This is a genomic window from uncultured Veillonella sp. (assembly GCF_934230905.1).
Classification (GTDB): domain Bacteria; phylum Bacillota; class Negativicutes; order Veillonellales; family Veillonellaceae; genus Veillonella.
Window position 1 is genome coordinate 1 of record NZ_CAKQFJ010000002.1, and the last position, 20,760, is coordinate 20,760.

Genomic DNA, 20,760 nt, shown 5'->3' on the forward strand with positions numbered 1-20,760 from the left:
ACTTTTTACTAAGAGCTATTTTTATCATAAATTTATATTTTCTAGCGGATTTCCAAGACGATCTAATAATTGTCCCATTCGTTCTTTTGGTTTTCCATGTTCTGCATACCAATCGATTAATATATCGGCAGCCTTCTTTGCTTGTTCAACCGATAATTTACGCATTAAAATTTTCCCTGCTTCAGGGCGCATACCGGTATTACCACCTACGGCGAGCATAAAGCCTTGAGATGTACCGATAAAAGCGATATCTTTGACCATAGCATCAGGACAGTTACGACCACAACCACTAATACCTATTTTACATTTGTGACTTGTTTTACGACCGTAATGTTTACGTTCTATATAGTCTGCTAATTCATCGGTTTCCATTTGACCATTTTTACATTTACCTTTGCCCACACAAGCAATCAATGAATTGACACCTCTATGAATAACAGTTGTTACACCATCAGGTAATTCTGATATAAGTGCTTCCTTATCATCCTTTTCAATGCCAGTAATTTGTATCCCCGTCACTACATGTCTAAAAGAACCACCATATTTTTCAGCTAGACCGATGCATGCTTTCATTTGCTCTAATGAAAATTGATTATGCAAACCATGTAATATTACAGATGTCTTCATCTTTCCTCCTCAATAAGCATGCTTATTCATCATCATCCTATTTATCCTAACATGTTAGTTATTGAGAAACTGTGAAAAATCTTACTCATTTATAAATTGACTGAACACATAATTGCCGTGTTTAGCACCTTCTGGCGTAAGATAATATAAGTTGCCATCTTTTATAATTAAATTCTTTTCAATTAGATCATCTAAAATAGAGCCATAAATATATTCTAATCGTACATTAAATCTGTTAACAAAATCGACTGTATTGATTCCCCACTTGGTTCGTAAGTTTAAAAAACAATAATCTTCTCTAGATCTCTTGGAGTCTATAATTTCCTCTTCAATAACGGGAAATTCAAAGCAGTCTATTTTTCTAGCATAAGGCATGACATTGCGATTATTAGCTCTTCTTACTCCATCAAAAAATGAATGAGCACCAACACCAAAACCTAAATAATCACAATATTGCCAATATTTTAGATTATGTTTACTATAGGACTTATCTTTTGCAAAATTTGATATTTCATAACGTTCAAATCCTAAATCTTGAACCCCTTGTATCATCATTTCATACATCGTATCCTCTGTTGATTCATCAGGTAAAGAAATGAGTCCTTTATTAACTAAATGATATAATCGTGTTCCCCGTTCTACTTGTAAACTATAGGTAGAAATATGATTAATAGGTAATGTACTAACAATATCTAAATTTTTATTAATTTCATCAAATGTTTGATTCGGTAATCCATATATTAAATCAATATTAATATCTTGAAATCCTACATCAAATGCCCATTGAACAACATCAATAGCCGCTTTAGAATTATGACTTCGATGTAAACGTAATAGAGAAGTGTCATCAAATGTTTGAACACCAAAACTGATACGAGAAAATCCTAATTTATACAACTCCTTTAAATAAGATTTATCTACTTCTCCAGGATTTGATTCGATAGTAAATTGACAATCAGGAGATATATTATAGGTATTTTTAACTGTATTCAAAATTTGTTCCAATTGTAATAAGGACAATTCTGTAGGTGTACCACCACCTAAATATACAGTATCTACAAGTTTAGTACGAGAATTAGAATATGTATCACCAAACATAATCATTTCTTGAACTAAAGCATATAAATAAGTATCGTAGTATTCCTCTAAATTTTGATATGCAGGAAAGTCACAATATATACATTTTTGTTTGCAAAACGGGATATGGATGTAAATCCCCATATCCCGCTGTACAAACAAATCATTACAATTTGTTTCCATATTAATCTTCTACCTTTAAAATTGCCATAAATGCTTCTTGTGGAATTTCTACAGAACCAACTGCTTTCATACGTTTCTTACCAGCTTTTTGTTTTTCTAGCAATTTACGTTTACGAGAAATATCACCGCCGTAACATTTTGCTAATACATCCTTACGCCAAGCTTTTACAGTTTCCCGAGCTACAATTTTGGTTCCAACAGCTGCTTGAATAGGAATTTCAAACATTTGACGAGGAATTAATTCTTTTAATTTCTCAGCTAATGCACGGCCACGTGTAGCAGCGCGATCCTTATGAACGATGATAGATAATGCATCTACAGGTTCTCCATTTAACAAGATATCCATCTTAACCATTGGAGATTGTTTATAACCAATCAATTCATAATCAAGAGATGCATACCCCTTTGTAGCAGATTTTAATTTATCAAAGTAATCATAAATGATTTCGCTCAATGGTAAGTGATATACAACGGATACACGCGACTCATCCAAGTATTCCATGGATTGATATTCGCCACGTTTATCTTGCGATAATTCCATAATAGTACCAACAAAATCCTTAGGTACAATGGTTGTAGCCTTAACATATGGTTCTTCAATATAATCGATTTCCGTTGGAGGTGGTAACTTAGCAGGATTATCCACTTCTAGCATTTCCCCATTTGTTTTATATACCTTGTAGTTAACAGATGGAGCCGTAGTGATAAGTGTTAGATTATATTCACGCTCTAAGCGCTCTTGAATAACATCCATATGTAGTAAGCCTAAGAAACCACAACGGAAACCAAAGCCGAGAGCCAAGGATGTTTCTGCTTCATATTCTAAGGCAGCATCATTAAGCTGTAATTTTTCTAATGCATCACGAAGATTTTCGTAGTCTTTAGACTCGGTAGGGTAGAGACCACAATATACCATAGATACAGCCTTACGGTAACCTGGTAATGGTTCAGGTGCAGGATTATCAGCTAATGTTACCGTATCACCTACGTGACAGTCAGCTACATTCTTAATGCTAGCAGCAATACAGCCAACAGAGCCACATGGTAATTCCTGAACAGGTACAAGATTGGGAGTAAAGATACCAAGTTCTGTTACATCAAAATCTTTTTTATCATGCATCATGCGAATAGTATCTTTCGCTTTAATAGTACCTTCTTTTACGCGTACATAGGCAATAGCACCTTTATAAGCATCAAAGCGGCTATCAAAAATCAATGCCCGTGTTGGTTCATCAGATTTATCTGGTGGTGCAGGTACCTTATTTACAATGGCTTCCAAAATATCTGGGATACCAATACCAGATTTAGCAGAACATAAAACTGCTTCTGATGCATCTAAACCAATGATATCCTCAATTTCTTGTTTAACTCGATCAGGATCTGCGGAAGGCAAATCAATTTTGTTAATAACAGGAATGATTTCAAGATCATGTTCTAAAGCGAGATACACATTCGCCAACGTTTGAGCTTCTACACCTTGTGCCGCATCTACCACAAGCAATGCCCCTTCACAAGCTGCAAGAGAACGAGATACTTCATAGCTGAAATCCACATGGCCTGGTGTATCAATAAGGTTCAAGATATATTCTTCACCATCTTGAGCTTTATATAAGATACGAACAGATTGCGCTTTAATAGTAATACCACGTTCCCGTTCAAGATCCATGGAATCCAATACTTGAGCTTCCATTTCTCGTTTTTGTAGAGTACCAGTATATTCAATTAATCTATCAGCGATGGTAGATTTACCATGGTCGATATGAGCTATAATACAGAAGTTTCTAATCTTTTTCGTTGACATACTATGTGAACAAGTTCAAGGAACTTGTATTCTCCTTTCTAACATACGCGATCGATAACAGCACCTCCTAATAATTGAGTGCCATTATAAAAGGCTACGGACTGACCTGGTGTAATAGCCCGTTGTGGTTCATCAAAAATAACCTCCATCGTATCATCGTCTAAAATACGTGCTGTACAAGGTGAAGGATTGGCTGCGTATCGAATTTTACCTTCCGCCTTCAATTCTTTATGAATTGTACCATCTAGAAAATTATAAAACTTACAAATCATACGATTTGTAAAAAGTCGTTCATTAGGCCCTACAATAACTTCATTGCGTTCACCATTAAAGCCAATAACATATAAAGGGTGTTTATAGGCAATGCCTAGACCTTTGCGTTGACCGATGGTGTAATTAAATAAACCGTTATGTTTTCCTAATACTTCACCAGCCTCTGTAACAATATTGCCAGATTTTGGGGTAGCCTTCATTTCTTCTACCACGAGTTTTTGGTAGTTACCATGCGGCAAAAAACAAATATCTACACTATCCGGTTTTTTCGCTACTGGCAAATTATATTCAGCAGCTAATTTACGTGTTTCAGTCTTACATTGCCCACCCAATGGGAACATTAGGTGACTCAAAATACGTTGGTTCATATTGTACATAACATAACTTTGATCCTTTGTAGGGTCAACACCTTTATGCAATTCATATAAACCTGTTTCTTCATTAAAATTAACTTGTGCATAATGACCTGTTACCATATGTGTGGCCCCAAGTTCAAGAGCACGATTGAGCATCAAATCAAATTTGATGTTCTTGTTACAAAATACACAAGGATTTGGTGTACGACCATAGGCATATTCTTTTACGAAGTAATCTACTACATTCTCGTAGAACACATCGCGCGCATCGATAACATGATGCTCAATACCAAGAAAATCACACATCTTCTTAGCATCTGTTACAGCAAGAGGAACCTCATCATAAGGCGTGCCACTCACCCACAGCCATAGGGTAATACCAAATACTTTATAGCCTTGTTTTTGTAGCATTGCAGCAGTCAAAGAACTGTCCACACCACCACTCATAGCTACAGCGATAACTTTTTCCATACTTTCTCCTTTTAATGATCGCTTGATCATAAAACTAATCAGGGTGAAAGCCTGACGTGTAAAACACTAATTCGGTGTAAAAGTCCGAGTAGTATTGCTATGAAATTATAGCAATTTATATTATAGCCTAGAATTAGGTATATTGAAAAGATTTGAAACGAAAGAACCTCTTTCTATTAAAGAAAGAGATTCTAAATTTTATTTATGTTTTAATAATTCCTCTGCAGCACCTAAAATACCGAGCATAGAATGTTCGAATACGAGGCCTCCTTGCATAAAAATTGTATACGGAAGGCGAACAGGACCATCAGCACTTAATTCAATGGATGAGCCTTGCACAAAAGTACCACCTGCCATGATGATTTTATCTTCGTACCCAGGCATATCACCAGGAATAGGATGTACATGAGCATCAACAGGAGAATATGCTTGCATCCCCACACAGAAGTGTTCCATTTCTTCGCCGTTTTTAAGATTAATGGCTTGAATTAAATCATACCGATTCGCATCTACCTTAGGAAATACATCGTAACCCAATATTTCACCAACTGCAGCCGTATATACAGCCCCTTTTAACGCTTGTAGTACTACATGAGGAGCCATAAATAAGCCTTGGAAGAATAGACGATAGCCAGGAGCATAGGAACCCATATGATCACCAAGCCCTGGAGCCGTCAATTGATATGATGCATCTTCAACTAAATCCTCACGGCCCACGATATAGCCACCGGTTGGTGCTAAACCACCGCCAGCATTTTTGATGAGAGAACCTGCCATGATATCAGCACCGACCTCTAATGGCTCTTGAAGCTCTGTAAATTCACCGTAGCAATTATCTACAAAGCAAATGGTTTCCGAATTCTTAGCTTTCACAACATCAACGATCGCTTTAATATCCACAATCGACAATGGCTCACGCGTACTATACCCACGAGAACGTTGGATAACCACAGCACGTGTATTGGAATTTACAGCCTGTCCTATAGCGTCCAAATCATAGGTATTATTGTTAAGCGGTACTTCTGTATAGGTAAATCCTTTTTCTACCAAAGACCCTCTTACTGGACGAGTACTACCAATCACGGACTGCATTGTATCATAAGGAGCTCCAACGGCATAAATAAATTCAGTTCCTTTAGAGCCATTTCCCATAATAGCCATCAGTGTAGTGGCTAATGCGTGAGTACCCGATACAAAATGTGGGCGTACGAGAGCCTTTTCGCCTTTGAATACATAGGCAAATACTTCATCTAATTTTTCACGGCCTACATCGTTATAACCATAACCAGTTGTGCCTGTAAAATGATAATCAGATACTTGACACTCTTTAAATGCTTCTAATACCTTTTTCGTATTTGCTAATGCAATAGGTTCAAATTTTTTGAATTGTGGTTCCGCCATTTCAAGGGCTTTACTACGTATTTCTTCTAATGTCATTCTCTATCCTTTATCTATTAAAAACTTGAGTCAATTATATTACAAGCCATACCATAAATTTCGGCTTCTGTTGTGTGTGAATCTATGGTAATCCATTCTATGTACGGCATACGTTTATACCAGGTAATCTGCCGTTTTGCAAAGTGACGCGTATTTTTCTGAATTAAATCTACACATGCGTCATAACTGATTAATCCTTCTAAATACTGAACAACCTCTTTATAGCCAATACCTTTAAAAGCCTGACAATTTGAATTTACTCCATTTTTTAGTAATTGTTTAACTTCATCCACTAGACCTTTTTCAAACATAATTTCTACGCGACGATTGATTCGATTATATAAATCACTTCGCTCTCGCTGTAATCCAATAACTGGGCCTCTATATGATAATCCCTCTTTAGTTTGTCTAGTTAATGACTCATAATCACCAGCAGTCATTAACTCAATAGCGCGGTACAAACGATGTTTATCGGTATATCTAATTTCTACTCCACCTTTTTCAGCTAAATTCTGAGCATATTGACGTAAACCATCTAAGCCATATTTAGCATATAATTCATCTAATTCGTTTCTTAGCGCTGTATTAGGTTTTATATCATTAAAATTATAGTTCTCTAATAAAGATTGAACATATAAACCAGTCCCACCAGATAAGATTGGCAAAACATGGTTATCATTTAATTGATCTATTAATGATTGAGCTTGTTGTTGAAAAATAGAAACACTGTAATCATCGTTCGGTTCTAAAATATTTATAAGATGATGTGGAATAGTGTCCAATTCATCAAAGGTAGGCTTAGCAGTACCAATATCTAAATGTTTATATACCTGATACGCATCTCCAGAAATTACTTCACCGTTATACCGTTTTGCTAATGCTAATGTTAGATCAGTCTTTCCTACAGCAGTAGGACCTACAATTGTTACTAATTTTTTCATTGTAACTCCTTGTTACTGTATACACCATAACCAATTCGACTATATTTTCCCCCCACCCATTTAGATGGTGAAAAATCCTGAAATATAGAGCTAAAAGGACGTTCTTTAATAATAAATCCTAATCGGCTAACACGCTTAGCCTCTTTTATTATAGATTTTGTAATTTTACCTTCCGAAGTATGTCCACGTAATGGTTTAAATTGTGGGCTTTCCTCAATAGGTACTTCAAACATAGGGTCAAAATATAGTATATCTACACTATGATTAGGCAACGCCTGTAAATAGCTTTCAAAATTATCATAACGAGCATCAATACGCCGTAATGCATTAGTTACAGAAATATCTTCATGTGTAAAGGACTTCAACCCAAACCATGTAGATAACCATATAGGAAATGATGCTTCTACCCCTATTATATGAGCATTAGGAAATGCATAGGACATGATGATACTATCACTGCCTAGACCTAGGGTACAGTCGATTATAGAAAATGCATCAGATGATTCATCTATAAGCGAACCTACAGCTTTTACGAGGTGGTCATCTTCGCCCCTTTGTAAACGTAAAATACGCAATTGGGCCATAGATAAATGAAACCTATGTTCCTGGTTCTCGTTAAAATAAATTGTCAATTGATTCTTAGAGATAACAGCAACAGGCATATCCGATAGCAATAACTCAGAAATAGGCTTCTTATGACGCTCTCTATATGCAAGATTTAATGAATCAGCTAGTTCTTTTGTTTCTTCTTTCACCGATAAGGATGCTTTTTGTGAAGTAGTAATAATCATATTAAGACCTTAAGAATAACTTACCCAATTCATCAGGTGTAAATTTAATAATTGTTGGACGTCCATGAGGGCACACATAAGGTTTATCTGTATGGAATAAATCTTCAATAAGTGTTGTCATTTGGTACATATTAAGATTGTGTCCAGATTTAATGGCTCCCCTACACGATGCATAAGCTAGCATTTCATGACGCAATTGGGCTTTGGTGGGCTGTTCATGGTCATGCAAAAAAGTAAATACATAAGATAAAATTTCCTGAGCTTTACTTTCTACTAGATCTACAGGTGCACCAACTAATTTGATTTGATTAGGACCGCCCAGCTCTACTTCAAAGCCTAAATCCAACAAAGCGTCCTGTTCATTCTCAACAAGATTCATTTCATCCTCTGTGGCATTGCTATAAGTCGGTACAAGCAGGCTTTGCATTGGTATAGCTTCCGAAGATTTACACAAACGATCATAACGGACACGTTCGTGTGCTGCATGCTGATCTATAATATATAAATCATCACCTTTTTTGGCTAATATATAACAGGATGCAACCTGGCCCATTGGTAAAAAGCCTGATTTTTGTATATCTCTAGACTCATCTTCTATATGCTGTTCTTGTATTTGATGGAATTTCTCTTTGTCTTCCGTCGTATAGCTAGTATAAGCTGTAGGAACTGATGTAAATGAGGATTCCTCAAATGTTTCCTGTTCATACGTCGCTTTTGGAGCTGGTGGTATAAACCCTTTTTCTTTTAAGGCATCTACAAAATCGCGTGTATCCTGACGTAATATCTCATATCCCTTAGTGCGCCGTCCGCCAAAAACCTTATCATAGTCAATAGCTGTAGCAATATGTTCAGCCGTATCATTATGATCACTCAAAACTTGTGGAGCTTGGTACGAGTTATAGCCACTACCTTGTGATTCAGTTTCTAAAGGTTGAGTAAACGATGATGATTCACGTTCATACCGTTCATGAAGAGGGTTATTTAAGGCATTTAGAATTGCATGATAAACGGCTTTAAATATGATTTTATCATCTTCGAATTTAACTTCACTCTTCCGAGGATGTACATTGATATCCACCATACTAGCCGGTACAGTTATATGTAGTAAAACCAATGGATATCCAGATTTTGGTAATAATGCATGGTACGCATTATCGATGGCTTTCAAAATTGTTTTATCTGATATAACTCGATTATTGACAATAATCGTCTGCCAAATACGCGTGCTTTTTAACAATGTTGGTTTTGATACAACACCTTCGATATAGATATGTTCACTTTCATAAGCGATAGAAAATATATCATTCTTGGTCTTATAACCGTATAATGCAGCCACTGTATCTTGTATTGAGCCAGATCCTGGTGTAATAATGGCTACACGATCATCAATAGTTAATTTAAAAGCAATATGCGGATTACTTAATGCCAATTTACCAACAATGTCTTGAATTTTAGATGATTCAGTTCGTTCAGTTTTAAGAAATTTACGACGAGCTGGTGTATTAAAAAATAATTCCTTCACTTCAATTGTCGTACCAGGTGCTGCACCATAAGGAATACAATCAGTAAAGGTTCCTCCATCGATGAGGATACGTGTACCAAGTTCTTGGTCTACAGTTCTAGTAGTCAAAACAAAATGAGAAACAGAGGCGATACTCGCCAAGGCCTCTCCCCTAAACCCTAAAGATGCAATATCGAATAAATCCTCTACATTTTGAATCTTAGAGGTAGCATGGCGCAAAACTGCAAGGCGGGCATCTTCTTCTGTCATCCCCTTGCCATTATCAGTAATGCGCATATATGCACTACCACCTTCACCAATTTCCACTTCAATCGATGTAGCACCAGCATCAATAGAGTTTTCAATCAGTTCTTTTACAACTGATGCGGGGCGTTCTACAACCTCACCAGCCGCTATTTTATTGATTGTGGTTTCATCCAAAACATGTATGGTTGCCATTATTTACCGCCTCCATTACGCGCCTCTGCTTGTAACTGATGAATTGCATTTAGCGCCTCTATAGGTGTCATCGTATTCACATCTATAGCTAACAAGGAATCCACAACAGAATGGGTGAATAAATTGCTAAAATCATCTTGTTCGATAGATGGTTTTGTATACTTAACAACAGAATCTGATGTTATAACGCGATTATTTAAATCATCAGTGTCAGTATTTTGTTCCTCTAAGGATTCAAGAATCACTTCCGCTCGTTTCAATACTTGAGCCGGTAAACCTGCTAATTTTGCTACGTGAATACCATAGCTCCTATCGGCACCACCTCTAATGATGCGACGCAAAAAGGCAATATCTTTCCCTTTTTCCTTAACAGCTACCGTATAATTTTTTAATCTTGGATATACCTCTTCTAAAGGAATCAATTCATGGTAATGTGTAGCAAACAATGTTTTTGCATGGATATATTTACAAATATGTTCTACCACTGCTTGTGCAATACTTAAACCATCAAAGGTACTTGTACCACGTCCTATTTCATCAAGGATAATCAAACTCTTAGAGGTAGCATTTTCAAGAATATACGCAACCTCTTTCATCTCTACCATAAATGTACTTTGACCTGTAGAAATATCATCGCTCGCACCTACACGTGTAAATACGCGATCTACAGGAGAAATAGTGGCCTCCCTCGCAGGAATAAAGGAGCCTATTTGAGCCATAATCATAAGAATTGCTACCTGTCTCATATATGTGGATTTACCAGCCATATTAGGTCCAGTTATAAGCATAAATTCTTCATCATCATGATTGAGTACTACATCATTAGGGACAAAAACCTCTCTTTTTAAGAATTTTTCTATCACCGGATGACGTCCATCGCGAATATTAATTTGCCCATTCATCACAATATTAGGGCAAATGTAATTAGACTCATATGCAACGGTCGCTAACGATGCAAGTACATCAAGTTCTGCTAAAGATCTTGCTGTCTCTTGAACCTTTTTAATAACCCCTTTAATTTGATTACGTAAATCTTGATAAAGTTGTTGCTCTAATGAAATAATTTTTTCCTTTGCACTAAGAATTTTAATTTCAAACTCTTTTAAATCAGGTGTAATATAACGCTCTGCATTGACCGTGGTTTGTTTCCGAATAAAATAGGCCGGTACCTTATCAATTTGAGCTTTACTTACTTCAAAGAAATATCCAAAAACCTTATTATATTTCGTTTTTAGTTTAAGCCCAGTTTCTTCTCTAGCTTTATCCTCTAATTTTTGAAGCCAAACTTCACTATTAGTAGCTAATGAACGAAGTTCGTCTAATTCTTCGTTATAACCATCTCGAATGACACGCCCATCTTTTAATGTTAATGCTGGTTGCTCTGCAATAGCTCGATTCAATAGATCATATATATCCGCGTGATTATCAATACGGCCATTAATAGACGTTAATGATAATCCAGAAAACTCTTTAAGAAGCTTCTTAATATTAGGTAATACTTGCAAGGATTCTCGAAGTGATGTAAAGTCTCGAGGTGATACGGATCCAGTTTCAATACGACCTACGATACGTTCAAAATCATAAATACAATCTAAATAATTTTGTATTTCGCAGCGTTCAGCATTGCGAGAAATAAGCTCAGCAACAGCAGCTTGACGACGTTGAATAGTTGGTATATCTGTAAGAGGGCATTCTAACCATTGTTTTAATAAACGTGCGCCCATGGGTGTCAATGTACGATCTAATATATCAAGTAAAGTTCCCTTTACACCACCATCTCGTAAATTATGAGTAATCTCAAGGTGACGCAACGAAGATGTATCTAAAATCAAACGATTACCTACATCCATCTGATGAACGTAATTAATATGAGAAATTTCAGTCTTAATAACATCTTGTAAATATAAGAGCATAAATCCTAATGCAGCTAATACATCTTCTTCCATAAGTCCCATATCTTGAAAGTGATTATTTGCTAATTTACATGCACAATCTTTATCTTTAAAGGAATCAAAAGGAGACAATACTACATTATTAAATTGATTATGTATAAAGTCTACTATCGATTGTGGCAAAATAGTGCCTTCAGGTACAATGATTTCTGCAGGTCTATACATGCTAAGAGAATCATATATTTGACTAATATTATCTTGTGGTACACGATCCCAAATAACCTCTCCTGTAGATACATCTGAAAATACAAGAATCCAGTCCTCTTTAACTAAATAGAACAAAGCTAAAAAGTTATTACTCCGTGCATCATTACCATTTTCTGTCATTACCGTTCCCGGTGTGATGACTTGGATAACATCCCTTTTAACGATACCTTTTACCGCTTTAGGATCCTCTAATTGTTCACAAATAGCGACCTTATATCCCTTTTTAACCAAAGTCTCTATGTAACTTTCAGCAGCATGAAAAGGAACGCCACACATAGGTGTTCGTTCCTCGTTGCCTGTTGGTCTACCTGTTAAGGTAATATTCAATTCTCGAGATGCAATTAGTGCATCTTCATTAAATAATTCATAAAAATCACCAAGTCGGAAAAATAAAAGCTCATCACTATGTCGCGATTTAATATCTAAATATTGTTCCATCATTGGTGTTACTTTTTTTGCCATTCTTACCCCTTTTGAATGGTACCGTAGCAAACCCATGTTTGTGCTTTATCAATATAGGCTGGTACAGTATCACCGATAGTTAACGATTCATCTTTTGGGAATAGTACCATTTTATTCCCTGACGTACGACCAAACCACATGGTTTTATCTTTAGCACTTGGACCTTCTACAATAATATCAAATACGTGGCCTTCCATAGTTTTATTTAACTCTAAAGAAATTTCATTTTGTATATCCATCAATTGTTGTAGACGAACACGTTTTACTTCATCTGGAACTTGCTCTTCCATAGTAGCAGCAGGTGTGCCAGAACGTTTAGAGTAAATAAAAGTATAGGCCATATCATAGCGAACATCTTTTAATAATTGAAGTGTTTGTTCAAAATCTTCCTCAGTCTCCCCAGGAAATCCTACGATAATATCAGTTGTGACAACTACATTTTTTATTTTCTCTCTACAGTACGATAGTAACTCTTTATAATGTTCCACCGTATAGTGACGATTCATCTTCTTTAAAATTCTGTCAGAACCAGATTGAATTGGTAAATGTAAATGAGTAACGATATTACTAGAGCGCCCCAAAGCATCAATCATTGATTTCGTCATATCTTGAGGATGACTAGTCATGTAACGAATACGTTCAATGCCAGGAATATGATCAAGTGCATCTACTAATGTTCCAAAATCAGTACCATCTTTAAAATCTAAGCCATAGGAATTTACATTTTGACCTAATAAAGTAATTTCCTTAAACCCTTTTGCACCAAGTTCTGTTACTTCTTTCACGATTGCTTCTACGGGGCGACTAATTTCACGACCTCGTACATGAGGGACGATACAATACGTACAAAATTTATTACAACCATTCATAATAGGAACCCAGGCAAAGAAAGTACCATTAGGTTTTGCCTGTAACTCTGGAAGTACTGTATTATCCATATCAACATTGATTTGATGTTTATGAGTACGTTGAACCTCAGCAATCATTTCATTAATATGTTGAATATTATGAGTCCCTAGCACAATATCAATATGAGGTGCTCGTTTAAACATTTCAGCTTGATTTTTTTGTGCCATACAACCTGTAATAGCGATAATCAAATTTTTATTTTTTTTCTTTAAATGTTTTAATTCACCGATACGACCAAATACTTTAGTTTCTGCAGTTTCACGCACTGCACAAGTATTTAACAAGATTAAATCCGCTGACTCTACATCATCGGTGGGTATATAACCTACTGTTTCAAGTTGATGTGAAAGACGCTCAGAATCAGCAGTATTCATTTGACAACCATAGGTATATATATAATATGACTTCATTCTATCTCCTAAATATGTTTTATAATCTTCCGTTTTGTTTCTATAATATTTTTGACTTTAATGGACATTCGTTCTACAGACATCCCAGTAATATATTCTAATTCATTACGTACAGATTTTTGTACTTGTTGCATAAGTGGTTTAACAGGATATCCATGTTCGATTACAACGGACATATCTAACATTAAACCATTTTGCCCTTTTGAACTCTTTTTAAAAGCTATATCTGATGATGCATCAACGCCAGCTACTTTTTTCAAACCATTTCTTATTAATTTAATAATTACCTCATCATCAAAGGTCAAACGTCCATAATAACTGAATGATGGTCTCACTACAGAACGTTCAAAACCTTCCGAACCGATTTGACCAATCTTATCGGGGTCTTGTTTACGCAATGTACGGCGACGCCAAATCGTCTTAATTGGATCGATAAGATATCCTTTAAAGTGAGGTTTTAATTCCATGGTGGGAACAGGAATGATATGCTTACCTTCCTTTAAACGAGCATACTGTGCTTTTTCAATTTCTTTAGGCGTTGCCACATCTTCAATGCGAATATATCGATCTGGTTCTTGAATCCCCAATGCCTTTGTAATTTTTTTAACCATATTATCGGATGTACCGATAATCATCAATCGATTAGGATTAATCGCATCTAATTGACTACGAACCTCTTTAACCTGAACAGGGTCTTGAAATATAGCACGTCGAACAGCTTTTAATCGGCTAGATTCTTTTTTGGCAGAAAAGCCGGCTACAATTTTATTATCATGAATTAAGATACCATCATCAATAATGCATTCCACACTATTTTCATGAGCTAGTACGAGAGCCCGATGGCTTTTACCGGTCCCACTACTACCTACAAAAGCAATAACTTCCATAGTACACCTCACATCTATAATTACGCTGATATACAACGTATGCGTTCAATAAATTGATTTATTAGATTACTATCTACAACATATTCACCTAAATGATAAGGGTATCGATTAGGTATTCCATGATAATCAGATCCACCTGTAACAAATAAATTTCGTTCTTTTGCCATGGTTAAATATTTTATTTCATCATCATAATCATGTTTAGAATGATATACTTCTACACCATCAAAACTATAGTTTAATAGTTCCGCAACATACTCATCATTACGGACTAATTTGGGATGTGCTAATACAGCTAGTCCATTTGCATTATGAATAATATCTAATATTTCTGGTACTTCTAATTTTACTTTAGGTATATAACAAGGGCTTTTTGAATTTAATATACCATCAAATACATCTTGTACATCTTTGGCATAGCCATGGTCTATTAATAATCTAGCAACATGTGGTCTGCCATAGGACTTAGTATTTGGATATAAATTTTGTAATTCAGAAAAAGAAATATCATAGCCATAAGCAATACATCGACTAATAATTTCTTTTATTCTTGATTCACGTTTTTCTTTGAAAAATTCAATAAATTTTTTCAAGTCTTTATCATGATGATTAAATCCATACCCTAAGATATGAATATCTTTGCCCTTATAGTGACCACTGAACTCACAACCTGTAATAATTTGAATAGAACTATTATTTTGTAACATTGTATCTATACCAGCAATTTCATCGTGATCAGTTAATGCAATCATCTTCAAATCAGCTTCACTAGCGTGTCGTAATAGCTGTTCTGGTGTTTCTACACCGTCAGAAAATGTAGAATGCATATGAAAATCTACACGCATAATTACCTCCCAATTATTACATTACTCTATCATTTTATTATGACTTATTCCGCTTGTTTATTCAAGGTTTTATAAGGTATTAACTATAACTTTTCATTTTAAAAATTTAATATATTTACATACGTATACATATAAAAATTGCGATTCCAATGAACTTTCACTAGAATCGCAATTTAATTATAATTGACTCAATAATTCTTGTACCTTATTAGATACTTCATCGATTGGACAATTAATAGCCTCACCTGTTTTACGAATGCGGATTTCAACCTCATTGCTCTCCAACGTATTTTTACTTACTGTAATACGTAATGGATAGCCAATAAGATCAGCATCTTTAAACTTAACACCAGCCCGATCTTTACGATCATCTAATAATACATCTACTTTATTGTTTAACAATATATCGTAAATAGATTTGCTTGTTGACATTAGAGCTTCATCTTTTGCGTTGATAGGAACAATAACTACTTCGAATGGGGCTATAGCACGAGGCCAAATAATACCATTATCATCATGATATTGCTCAATAGCTGCAGCTAATGTACGACTAACGCCGATACCATAACAGCCCATAACCATTGCATTAGGACGACCATTTTGATCAAGGTATGTAGCTTGTAAACTTTCAGAATATTTAGTGCCTAACTTAAATACTTGGCCTACTTCGATACCTTTACTGTATTCTAAAGGACTATGGCATTCAGGACACACATCATCTTTAGTAATCAAACGAATAGGAGCTACGATGATATCATCTGTATTAAAATCACGTTTAGGATTGATATTAATGTAATGAGCATCTTCTTTATTAGCACCACCACAAACATTATAGGTTTCCATAACGGATTCATCTACAACAATAATAAAATCGTCCGTTTGTTTAAGACCTACAGGACTAATAAAGCCAGCTGTCAATCCAACCTTTTCCAATTGTTCAGGTGTTGCCATTTCAGGCTCTACAGAACCATTAACAGCATGTTGAACAGCCACTTCATTCACATCATGATCACCACGAACCATAGCTAGAATTACTTTATCTTCAATAGCATATACTACTGCTTTAATAGTTTTTTCCAAAGGTAAATTGAGCATTTCTGCAACAGCTTCAATAGTAGATGCATGAGGTGTATCTACTACTTCTAATTCTTTTAAAGCTTCTTCTGCTTGCTTCATAATGCCAGGTTTACCGATTTCAATATTCGCTGCATAGTCACAAGCGGAACAATGAATGATATCGGCTTCACCGGCTTCAGCAATAGCCATAAATTCATGAGTATTGCTACCACCAATAGCACCGCTATCTGCTTCTACAGGTCTAAAAGTAAGACCGCAACGAGTAAAAATACGACTATATGCATCATACATATTTTTGTAAGATACATCTGCCGCTGTATCATCAATATCAAAGGAGTAACCATCCTTCATGATAAATTCGCGGCTACGCATTAAACCATATCGTGGGCGACGTTCATCACGGAATTTACTTTGAATTTGATACAGATTAACTGGTAATTGACGATATGAATTAATTTCATTTTTTACCAATGTTGTAATCATTTCTTCATGAGTTGGTCCTAAGCAGTACTCTACATCATGGCGGTCATTAATACGCATCATTTCGGCACCATACGCATTCCAACGACCAGATTCTTTCCAAATCTCTGCTGGTTGCAAAATAGGCATCATAATCTCTTGTGCACTAGAACGGTCCATTTCTTCGCGAATAATAGCTTCAATTTTTTTGATGCTTCGCCAGCCCAAAGGTAAAAAACTATATAAACCATTAGCAACCTTACGCATAAAACCTGCGCGCAACATAAGCTGTTGACTTACCACATCTGCATCAGATGGAACTTCCCGCAATGTTGGGGCATATAATTTACTGGCTAACATACAATTACTCCTTATCAATTGTTTCTAAATATTGATCTATTTCTTTAAATAATGTGTCTACTAGTTCAGATTCAGGTACAGTTTTTAAAACTTCCCCTTTTCTGAATACGATACCTTGACCTTTACCACCGGCAATACCAAAATCAGCCTCCCTGGCTTCACCAGGTCCATTAACGACACATCCCATTACGGCAACTTTAATAGGTGCGGAAATGGATGATAAACGTTCTTCTACAATGCTTGCCATTTCAAATAAATTAACCTGGCAACGACCGCATGTAGGACATGAAATCATGGTAGCTCCAAAGTTTCTAAGACCTAAATTGCTTAGTATACTTTTACCCACCTCAATTTCATGAATAGGATCACCTGTTAAGGATACGCGCAATGTATCACCAATACCATCTAATAGTAATGCACCAATCCCCATAGCCGATTTAATTGTACCTTGTTTAATGGTACCTGCCTCAGTTACACCTAAATGTAATGGATAAGGTATTTTATCTGAAAGTTTTCTATAAGCCTCTACCATAAGTGGAACTTCGGTAGCTTTAATAGAAATCTTCATCTGTTTATAGTCCAATTTCTCTAAAATACGCACGTGTTCCAATGCGGTTTCAACCATTCCATCAGCTGTTGGATGACCTCCATAAGCGTCTAATATATATTGTGGTAGGGAACCAGCATTGACACCAATACGAATTGGAATTTGCTTAGGTTTAGCCTTTTCAATAACGGCCAAAACCTTTTCCTCTCCACCGATATTGCCTGGATTAATTCTAAGACCATCTACATTATTATCAATGGCTTCTAAGGCTAATTTATAATCAAAGTGAATATCTGCTATAAGAGGAATGGTAATCCCTGCACGTACCGCTTTTAATGCTTTTGCAGATTCCATTGTAGGAACTGCAACACGAACTAATTCACAACCAGCATCAGCTAATCGATTGATTTCAGTTATCGCCTTTTCCGTATGTACAGGATCAGTAGTAATCATAGATTGAATACTAACAGGTGCATAGTCGCCAATTTTTACATTGCCTACATAGATACCATTGGTTGGTTTTCTAGTAATCATATATAACTCCTTACTATGACTAACTTATAGTAATTGTAATATATCTTTAGCAGTGGCATACACAAATATTGTTACTAATAAAGCTATACCAATTATTTGAATATACATTAAAGCTTTAGGAGGTAATTTACGTCTTGTAATTGCCTCTATCAATATAATAATAAGATGTCCACCATCTAAAACAGGTAATGGTAACAGATTAATGACACCCAAGTTAATACTAAGCAATGCAGCAAAACTTAATAAAGGAGCAAAGCCTTGTTGCGCTATGGAACCTGCCATATGTGAAATACCAACTGGACCAGATACTTCAGCTTGTTCAGTACCTACAACCATCTCACGAAGTCCATCTACCATAGCTACAATAATATATCCTGTTTTTTGAATAGCTAGTATAAAAGAATCCCCAATACTATGAGGTACTGTTTCATAAGATTGATAGATACCTAACTTTGGTGTATCCTTTTCCATCTTTGGAATTACTGTTGTTTCAACTGTTTCACCATCGCGATTTACTACAACAGTAACACCATGATTAGCCGTACCTTTCAACCGTTCAGAAATCTCTGACCACTTAGAGATAGGCTGATTATCAATAGAAAGTATAATATCTCCGCCTTGCAATTTGCCTAAGTCGGCAGCACCACCTGTAATAACACTGCCAATTATAGGTTTATCAGTGGAAACCATTGTACCGACCGTAGCATTTAGACCAAAATAAATCACTATAGCTAACAAAAAATTAAAAAGAGCACCAGCAGAGATAACAATTAGTTTTTTATAGGCTGGTTTTGTATAGAATGAACCATCATCTAAAGGCTCATCAGGTGTCATACCTGCAATGCGATTAAAACCACCTAAAGGAATACAACGAACAGAATATAAGGTTTCTCCATATTGTTTTTTTAGCAAAATGGGACCAAATCCAATAGCAAATTCATCGACACGCATGCCCGATAATTTTGCTGTTATAAAATGACCTAATTCATGAATAAACACAATTAGACCAAATACAAATATTGTGGCTAAAGCCGTAATCATACTATCTCCTATTTATAAATTCTAAAGCTTTTATTCGAGCCCATTGATCGATAGCTAATAAATTATCAAGAGTAAATTCATCATCTGTTTCCATAGATGCCAAAACAGCAGTAACGATTTTATAGATATCACTAAATACAATTTTTCCATCTAAAAATGCATATACAGCAGTCTCATTAGCAGCATTAAATACTGCTGGTTTAAAACCACCAATTTTACCAACTTTATAAGCTAAATTTAATGCAGGAAAATCATCAACTCTAGGAGGCATAAACTCAAGAGTAAGTAATTCTTTAAAATCTAAATGTTTCATATTAAGAGACATACGTTTAGGATATGTTAAAGCATATTGAATAGGTTCTCTCATATCAGGATTCCCCATTTGGGCAAGAATAGCACCATCATTCAATCGAATCATAGAGTGGATAATACTTTGAGGGTGAACCACAACATCAATATGATCAAAATCAAAATCAAATAACCAATGTGCTTCAATGACTTCTAACCCTTTATTGAATAAAGAAGCAGAATCAATCGTGATTTTGCTTCCCATGTTCCAAGTTGGATGCTTTAAACAATCCTCTGCTGTTGCAGAAGCAATACGTTCACTAGACCAAGTACGAAGAGGTCCACCAGAAGCAGTTAGAATTAATGAATCTACATTCGATTTATTTTGTCCTTCTAAGCATTGAAAAATAGCACTATGTTCACTATCTATAGGTAAAATAGGAACATTATATGCCTTGGCAAGAGAAGTAATTAAAGGACCACCGGCTACTAATGTTTCCTTATTGGCAAGACCAATAGTTTTTTGAGCCTTAATCGCTTTTACAGTTGGCTCAATCCCAACAGCACCAACTATAGCTGTAATGACCATTGTAGCTTCTTGAATGGTAGATGCAGCTATCAGAGCCTCTTTACTACCAATGAGTTTAGTTGGACCTTTGTAACGCTCTTTAAGAATAGTATAAGCTTTCTCATCTACAACGCCAGCAATAAGAGGTCGAAATTCATTAATTTGACTTTCTAATAAATCAATATTTTTATTCGCTACTAAGGCAACTGCCTTAAATTGATTGGGATGTTGCCTTATAACATCTAATGTTTGGGTACCAATAGAGCCAGTGCTTCCTAATATACTTACATACTTCAT

Annotated in this window: 16 protein-coding genes; all 16 read right to left on the bottom strand. The window is 35.6% G+C overall.

The genetic code is table 11. The features are described from left to right. Positions 1–24: 24 nt before the first annotated feature. Positions 25–627, bottom strand: coding sequence for a nitrite/sulfite reductase (locus Q0E20_RS00475; RefSeq protein ID WP_295994697.1), 603 nt, complete (start codon positions 625–627; stop codon positions 25–27). Between the two features lie 81 nt (positions 628–708). Then, positions 709–1,887 (bottom strand): radical SAM family heme chaperone HemW, encoded by a 1,179-nt coding sequence (hemW, locus tag Q0E20_RS00480; RefSeq protein WP_295994700.1) that lies wholly within the window; start codon positions 1,885–1,887, stop codon positions 709–711. Position 1,888: 1 nt separating this feature from the next. Next, entirely contained in the window at positions 1,889–3,688 is a 1,800-nt protein-coding gene (lepA, locus tag Q0E20_RS00485) for a translation elongation factor 4 (RefSeq protein ID WP_295994703.1), read from the bottom strand. Between the two features lie 38 nt (positions 3,689–3,726). Continuing rightward, a complete protein-coding gene (gene mnmA / locus Q0E20_RS00490) occupies positions 3,727–4,788 on the bottom strand; it encodes a tRNA 2-thiouridine(34) synthase MnmA (protein ID WP_295994706.1) in 1,062 nt (353 codons plus the stop codon). Between the two features lie 198 nt (positions 4,789–4,986). After that, on the bottom strand, positions 4,987–6,225 hold the full coding sequence (locus Q0E20_RS00495; RefSeq protein WP_295994710.1) for a methionine gamma-lyase family protein: 1,239 nt from the start codon (positions 6,223–6,225) through the stop codon (positions 4,987–4,989). Positions 6,226–6,242: 17 nt separating this feature from the next. Next, entirely contained in the window at positions 6,243–7,166 is a 924-nt protein-coding gene (gene miaA / locus Q0E20_RS00500; protein ID WP_295994712.1) for a tRNA (adenosine(37)-N6)-dimethylallyltransferase MiaA, read from the bottom strand. Beyond that, entirely contained in the window at positions 7,163–7,957 is a 795-nt protein-coding gene (locus tag Q0E20_RS00505) for a protein-L-IsoD(D-D) O-methyltransferase (RefSeq protein ID WP_295994715.1), read from the bottom strand. Before Q0E20_RS00505 ends, miaA begins: the two co-directional genes overlap by 4 nt. A 1-nt stretch (position 7,958) precedes the next feature. Then, entirely contained in the window at positions 7,959–9,917 is a 1,959-nt protein-coding gene (mutL, locus tag Q0E20_RS00510) for a DNA mismatch repair endonuclease MutL (RefSeq protein ID WP_295994719.1), read from the bottom strand. Next, positions 9,917–12,538 (bottom strand): DNA mismatch repair protein MutS, encoded by a 2,622-nt coding sequence (gene mutS / locus Q0E20_RS00515; RefSeq protein ID WP_295994722.1) that lies wholly within the window; start codon positions 12,536–12,538, stop codon positions 9,917–9,919. The genes mutL and mutS overlap by 1 nt, the downstream gene beginning before the upstream one ends. Positions 12,539–12,540: 2 nt before the next feature. Next, on the bottom strand, positions 12,541–13,857 hold the full coding sequence (gene miaB, locus Q0E20_RS00520; RefSeq protein ID WP_295994725.1) for a tRNA (N6-isopentenyl adenosine(37)-C2)-methylthiotransferase MiaB: 1,317 nt from the start codon (positions 13,855–13,857) through the stop codon (positions 12,541–12,543). A gap of 8 nt (positions 13,858–13,865) precedes the next feature. Beyond that, entirely contained in the window at positions 13,866–14,744 is an 879-nt protein-coding gene (locus tag Q0E20_RS00525; protein WP_295994727.1) for an Asp23/Gls24 family envelope stress response protein, read from the bottom strand. A 20-nt stretch (positions 14,745–14,764) separates the two neighbouring features. Continuing rightward, positions 14,765–15,589, bottom strand: a complete 825-nt coding sequence (locus tag Q0E20_RS00530) for a PHP domain-containing protein (protein ID WP_295994731.1) — start codon at positions 15,587–15,589, stop codon at positions 14,765–14,767. Positions 15,590–15,766: 177 nt separating this feature from the next. Beyond that, positions 15,767–17,485 carry a proline--tRNA ligase gene (locus tag Q0E20_RS00535; protein ID WP_295994734.1) on the bottom strand — a complete coding sequence of 573 codons (1,719 nt, stop codon included), beginning with the start codon at positions 17,483–17,485 and terminating at the stop codon, positions 15,767–15,769. A 4-nt stretch (positions 17,486–17,489) separates the two neighbouring features. After that, positions 17,490–18,566 (bottom strand): flavodoxin-dependent (E)-4-hydroxy-3-methylbut-2-enyl-diphosphate synthase, encoded by a 1,077-nt coding sequence (gene ispG, locus Q0E20_RS00540; RefSeq protein ID WP_295994737.1) that lies wholly within the window; start codon positions 18,564–18,566, stop codon positions 17,490–17,492. A gap of 24 nt (positions 18,567–18,590) precedes the next feature. Next, positions 18,591–19,607, bottom strand: coding sequence for an RIP metalloprotease RseP (gene rseP / locus Q0E20_RS00545; RefSeq protein ID WP_295994739.1), 1,017 nt, complete (start codon positions 19,605–19,607; stop codon positions 18,591–18,593). A gap of 1 nt (position 19,608) precedes the next feature. Continuing rightward, complete coding sequence (locus tag Q0E20_RS00550; protein ID WP_295994741.1) at positions 19,609–20,760, bottom strand: 1-deoxy-D-xylulose-5-phosphate reductoisomerase; 1,152 nt, start codon at positions 20,758–20,760, stop codon at positions 19,609–19,611.

Coding starts and splice junctions, on each gene's coding strand:
- Q0E20_RS00475 (WP_295994697.1), bottom strand. CDS start 627: ATGAAGACATCTGTAATATTACATGGTTTGCATAATCAATTTTCATTA.
- hemW (WP_295994700.1), bottom strand. CDS start 1,887: ATGGAAACAAATTGTAATGATTTGTTTGTACAGCGGGATATGGGGATT.
- lepA (WP_295994703.1), bottom strand. CDS start 3,688: ATGTCAACGAAAAAGATTAGAAACTTCTGTATTATAGCTCATATCGAC.
- mnmA (WP_295994706.1), bottom strand. CDS start 4,788: ATGGAAAAAGTTATCGCTGTAGCTATGAGTGGTGGTGTGGACAGTTCT.
- Q0E20_RS00495 (WP_295994710.1), bottom strand. CDS start 6,225: ATGACATTAGAAGAAATACGTAGTAAAGCCCTTGAAATGGCGGAACCA.
- miaA (WP_295994712.1), bottom strand. CDS start 7,166: ATGAAAAAATTAGTAACAATTGTAGGTCCTACTGCTGTAGGAAAGACT.
- Q0E20_RS00505 (WP_295994715.1), bottom strand. CDS start 7,957: ATGATTATTACTACTTCACAAAAAGCATCCTTATCGGTGAAAGAAGAA.
- mutL (WP_295994719.1), bottom strand. CDS start 9,917: ATGGCAACCATACATGTTTTGGATGAAACCACAATCAATAAAATAGCG.
- mutS (WP_295994722.1), bottom strand. CDS start 12,538: ATGGCAAAAAAAGTAACACCAATGATGGAACAATATTTAGATATTAAA.
- miaB (WP_295994725.1), bottom strand. CDS start 13,857: ATGAAGTCATATTATATATATACCTATGGTTGTCAAATGAATACTGCT.
- Q0E20_RS00525 (WP_295994727.1), bottom strand. CDS start 14,744: ATGGAAGTTATTGCTTTTGTAGGTAGTAGTGGGACCGGTAAAAGCCAT.
- Q0E20_RS00530 (WP_295994731.1), bottom strand. CDS start 15,589: ATGCGTGTAGATTTTCATATGCATTCTACATTTTCTGACGGTGTAGAA.
- Q0E20_RS00535 (WP_295994734.1), bottom strand. CDS start 17,485: ATGTTAGCCAGTAAATTATATGCCCCAACATTGCGGGAAGTTCCATCT.
- ispG (WP_295994737.1), bottom strand. CDS start 18,566: ATGATTACTAGAAAACCAACCAATGGTATCTATGTAGGCAATGTAAAA.
- rseP (WP_295994739.1), bottom strand. CDS start 19,607: ATGATTACGGCTTTAGCCACAATATTTGTATTTGGTCTAATTGTGTTT.
- Q0E20_RS00550 (WP_295994741.1), bottom strand. CDS start 20,760: ATGAAGTATGTAAGTATATTAGGAAGCACTGGCTCTATTGGTACCCAA.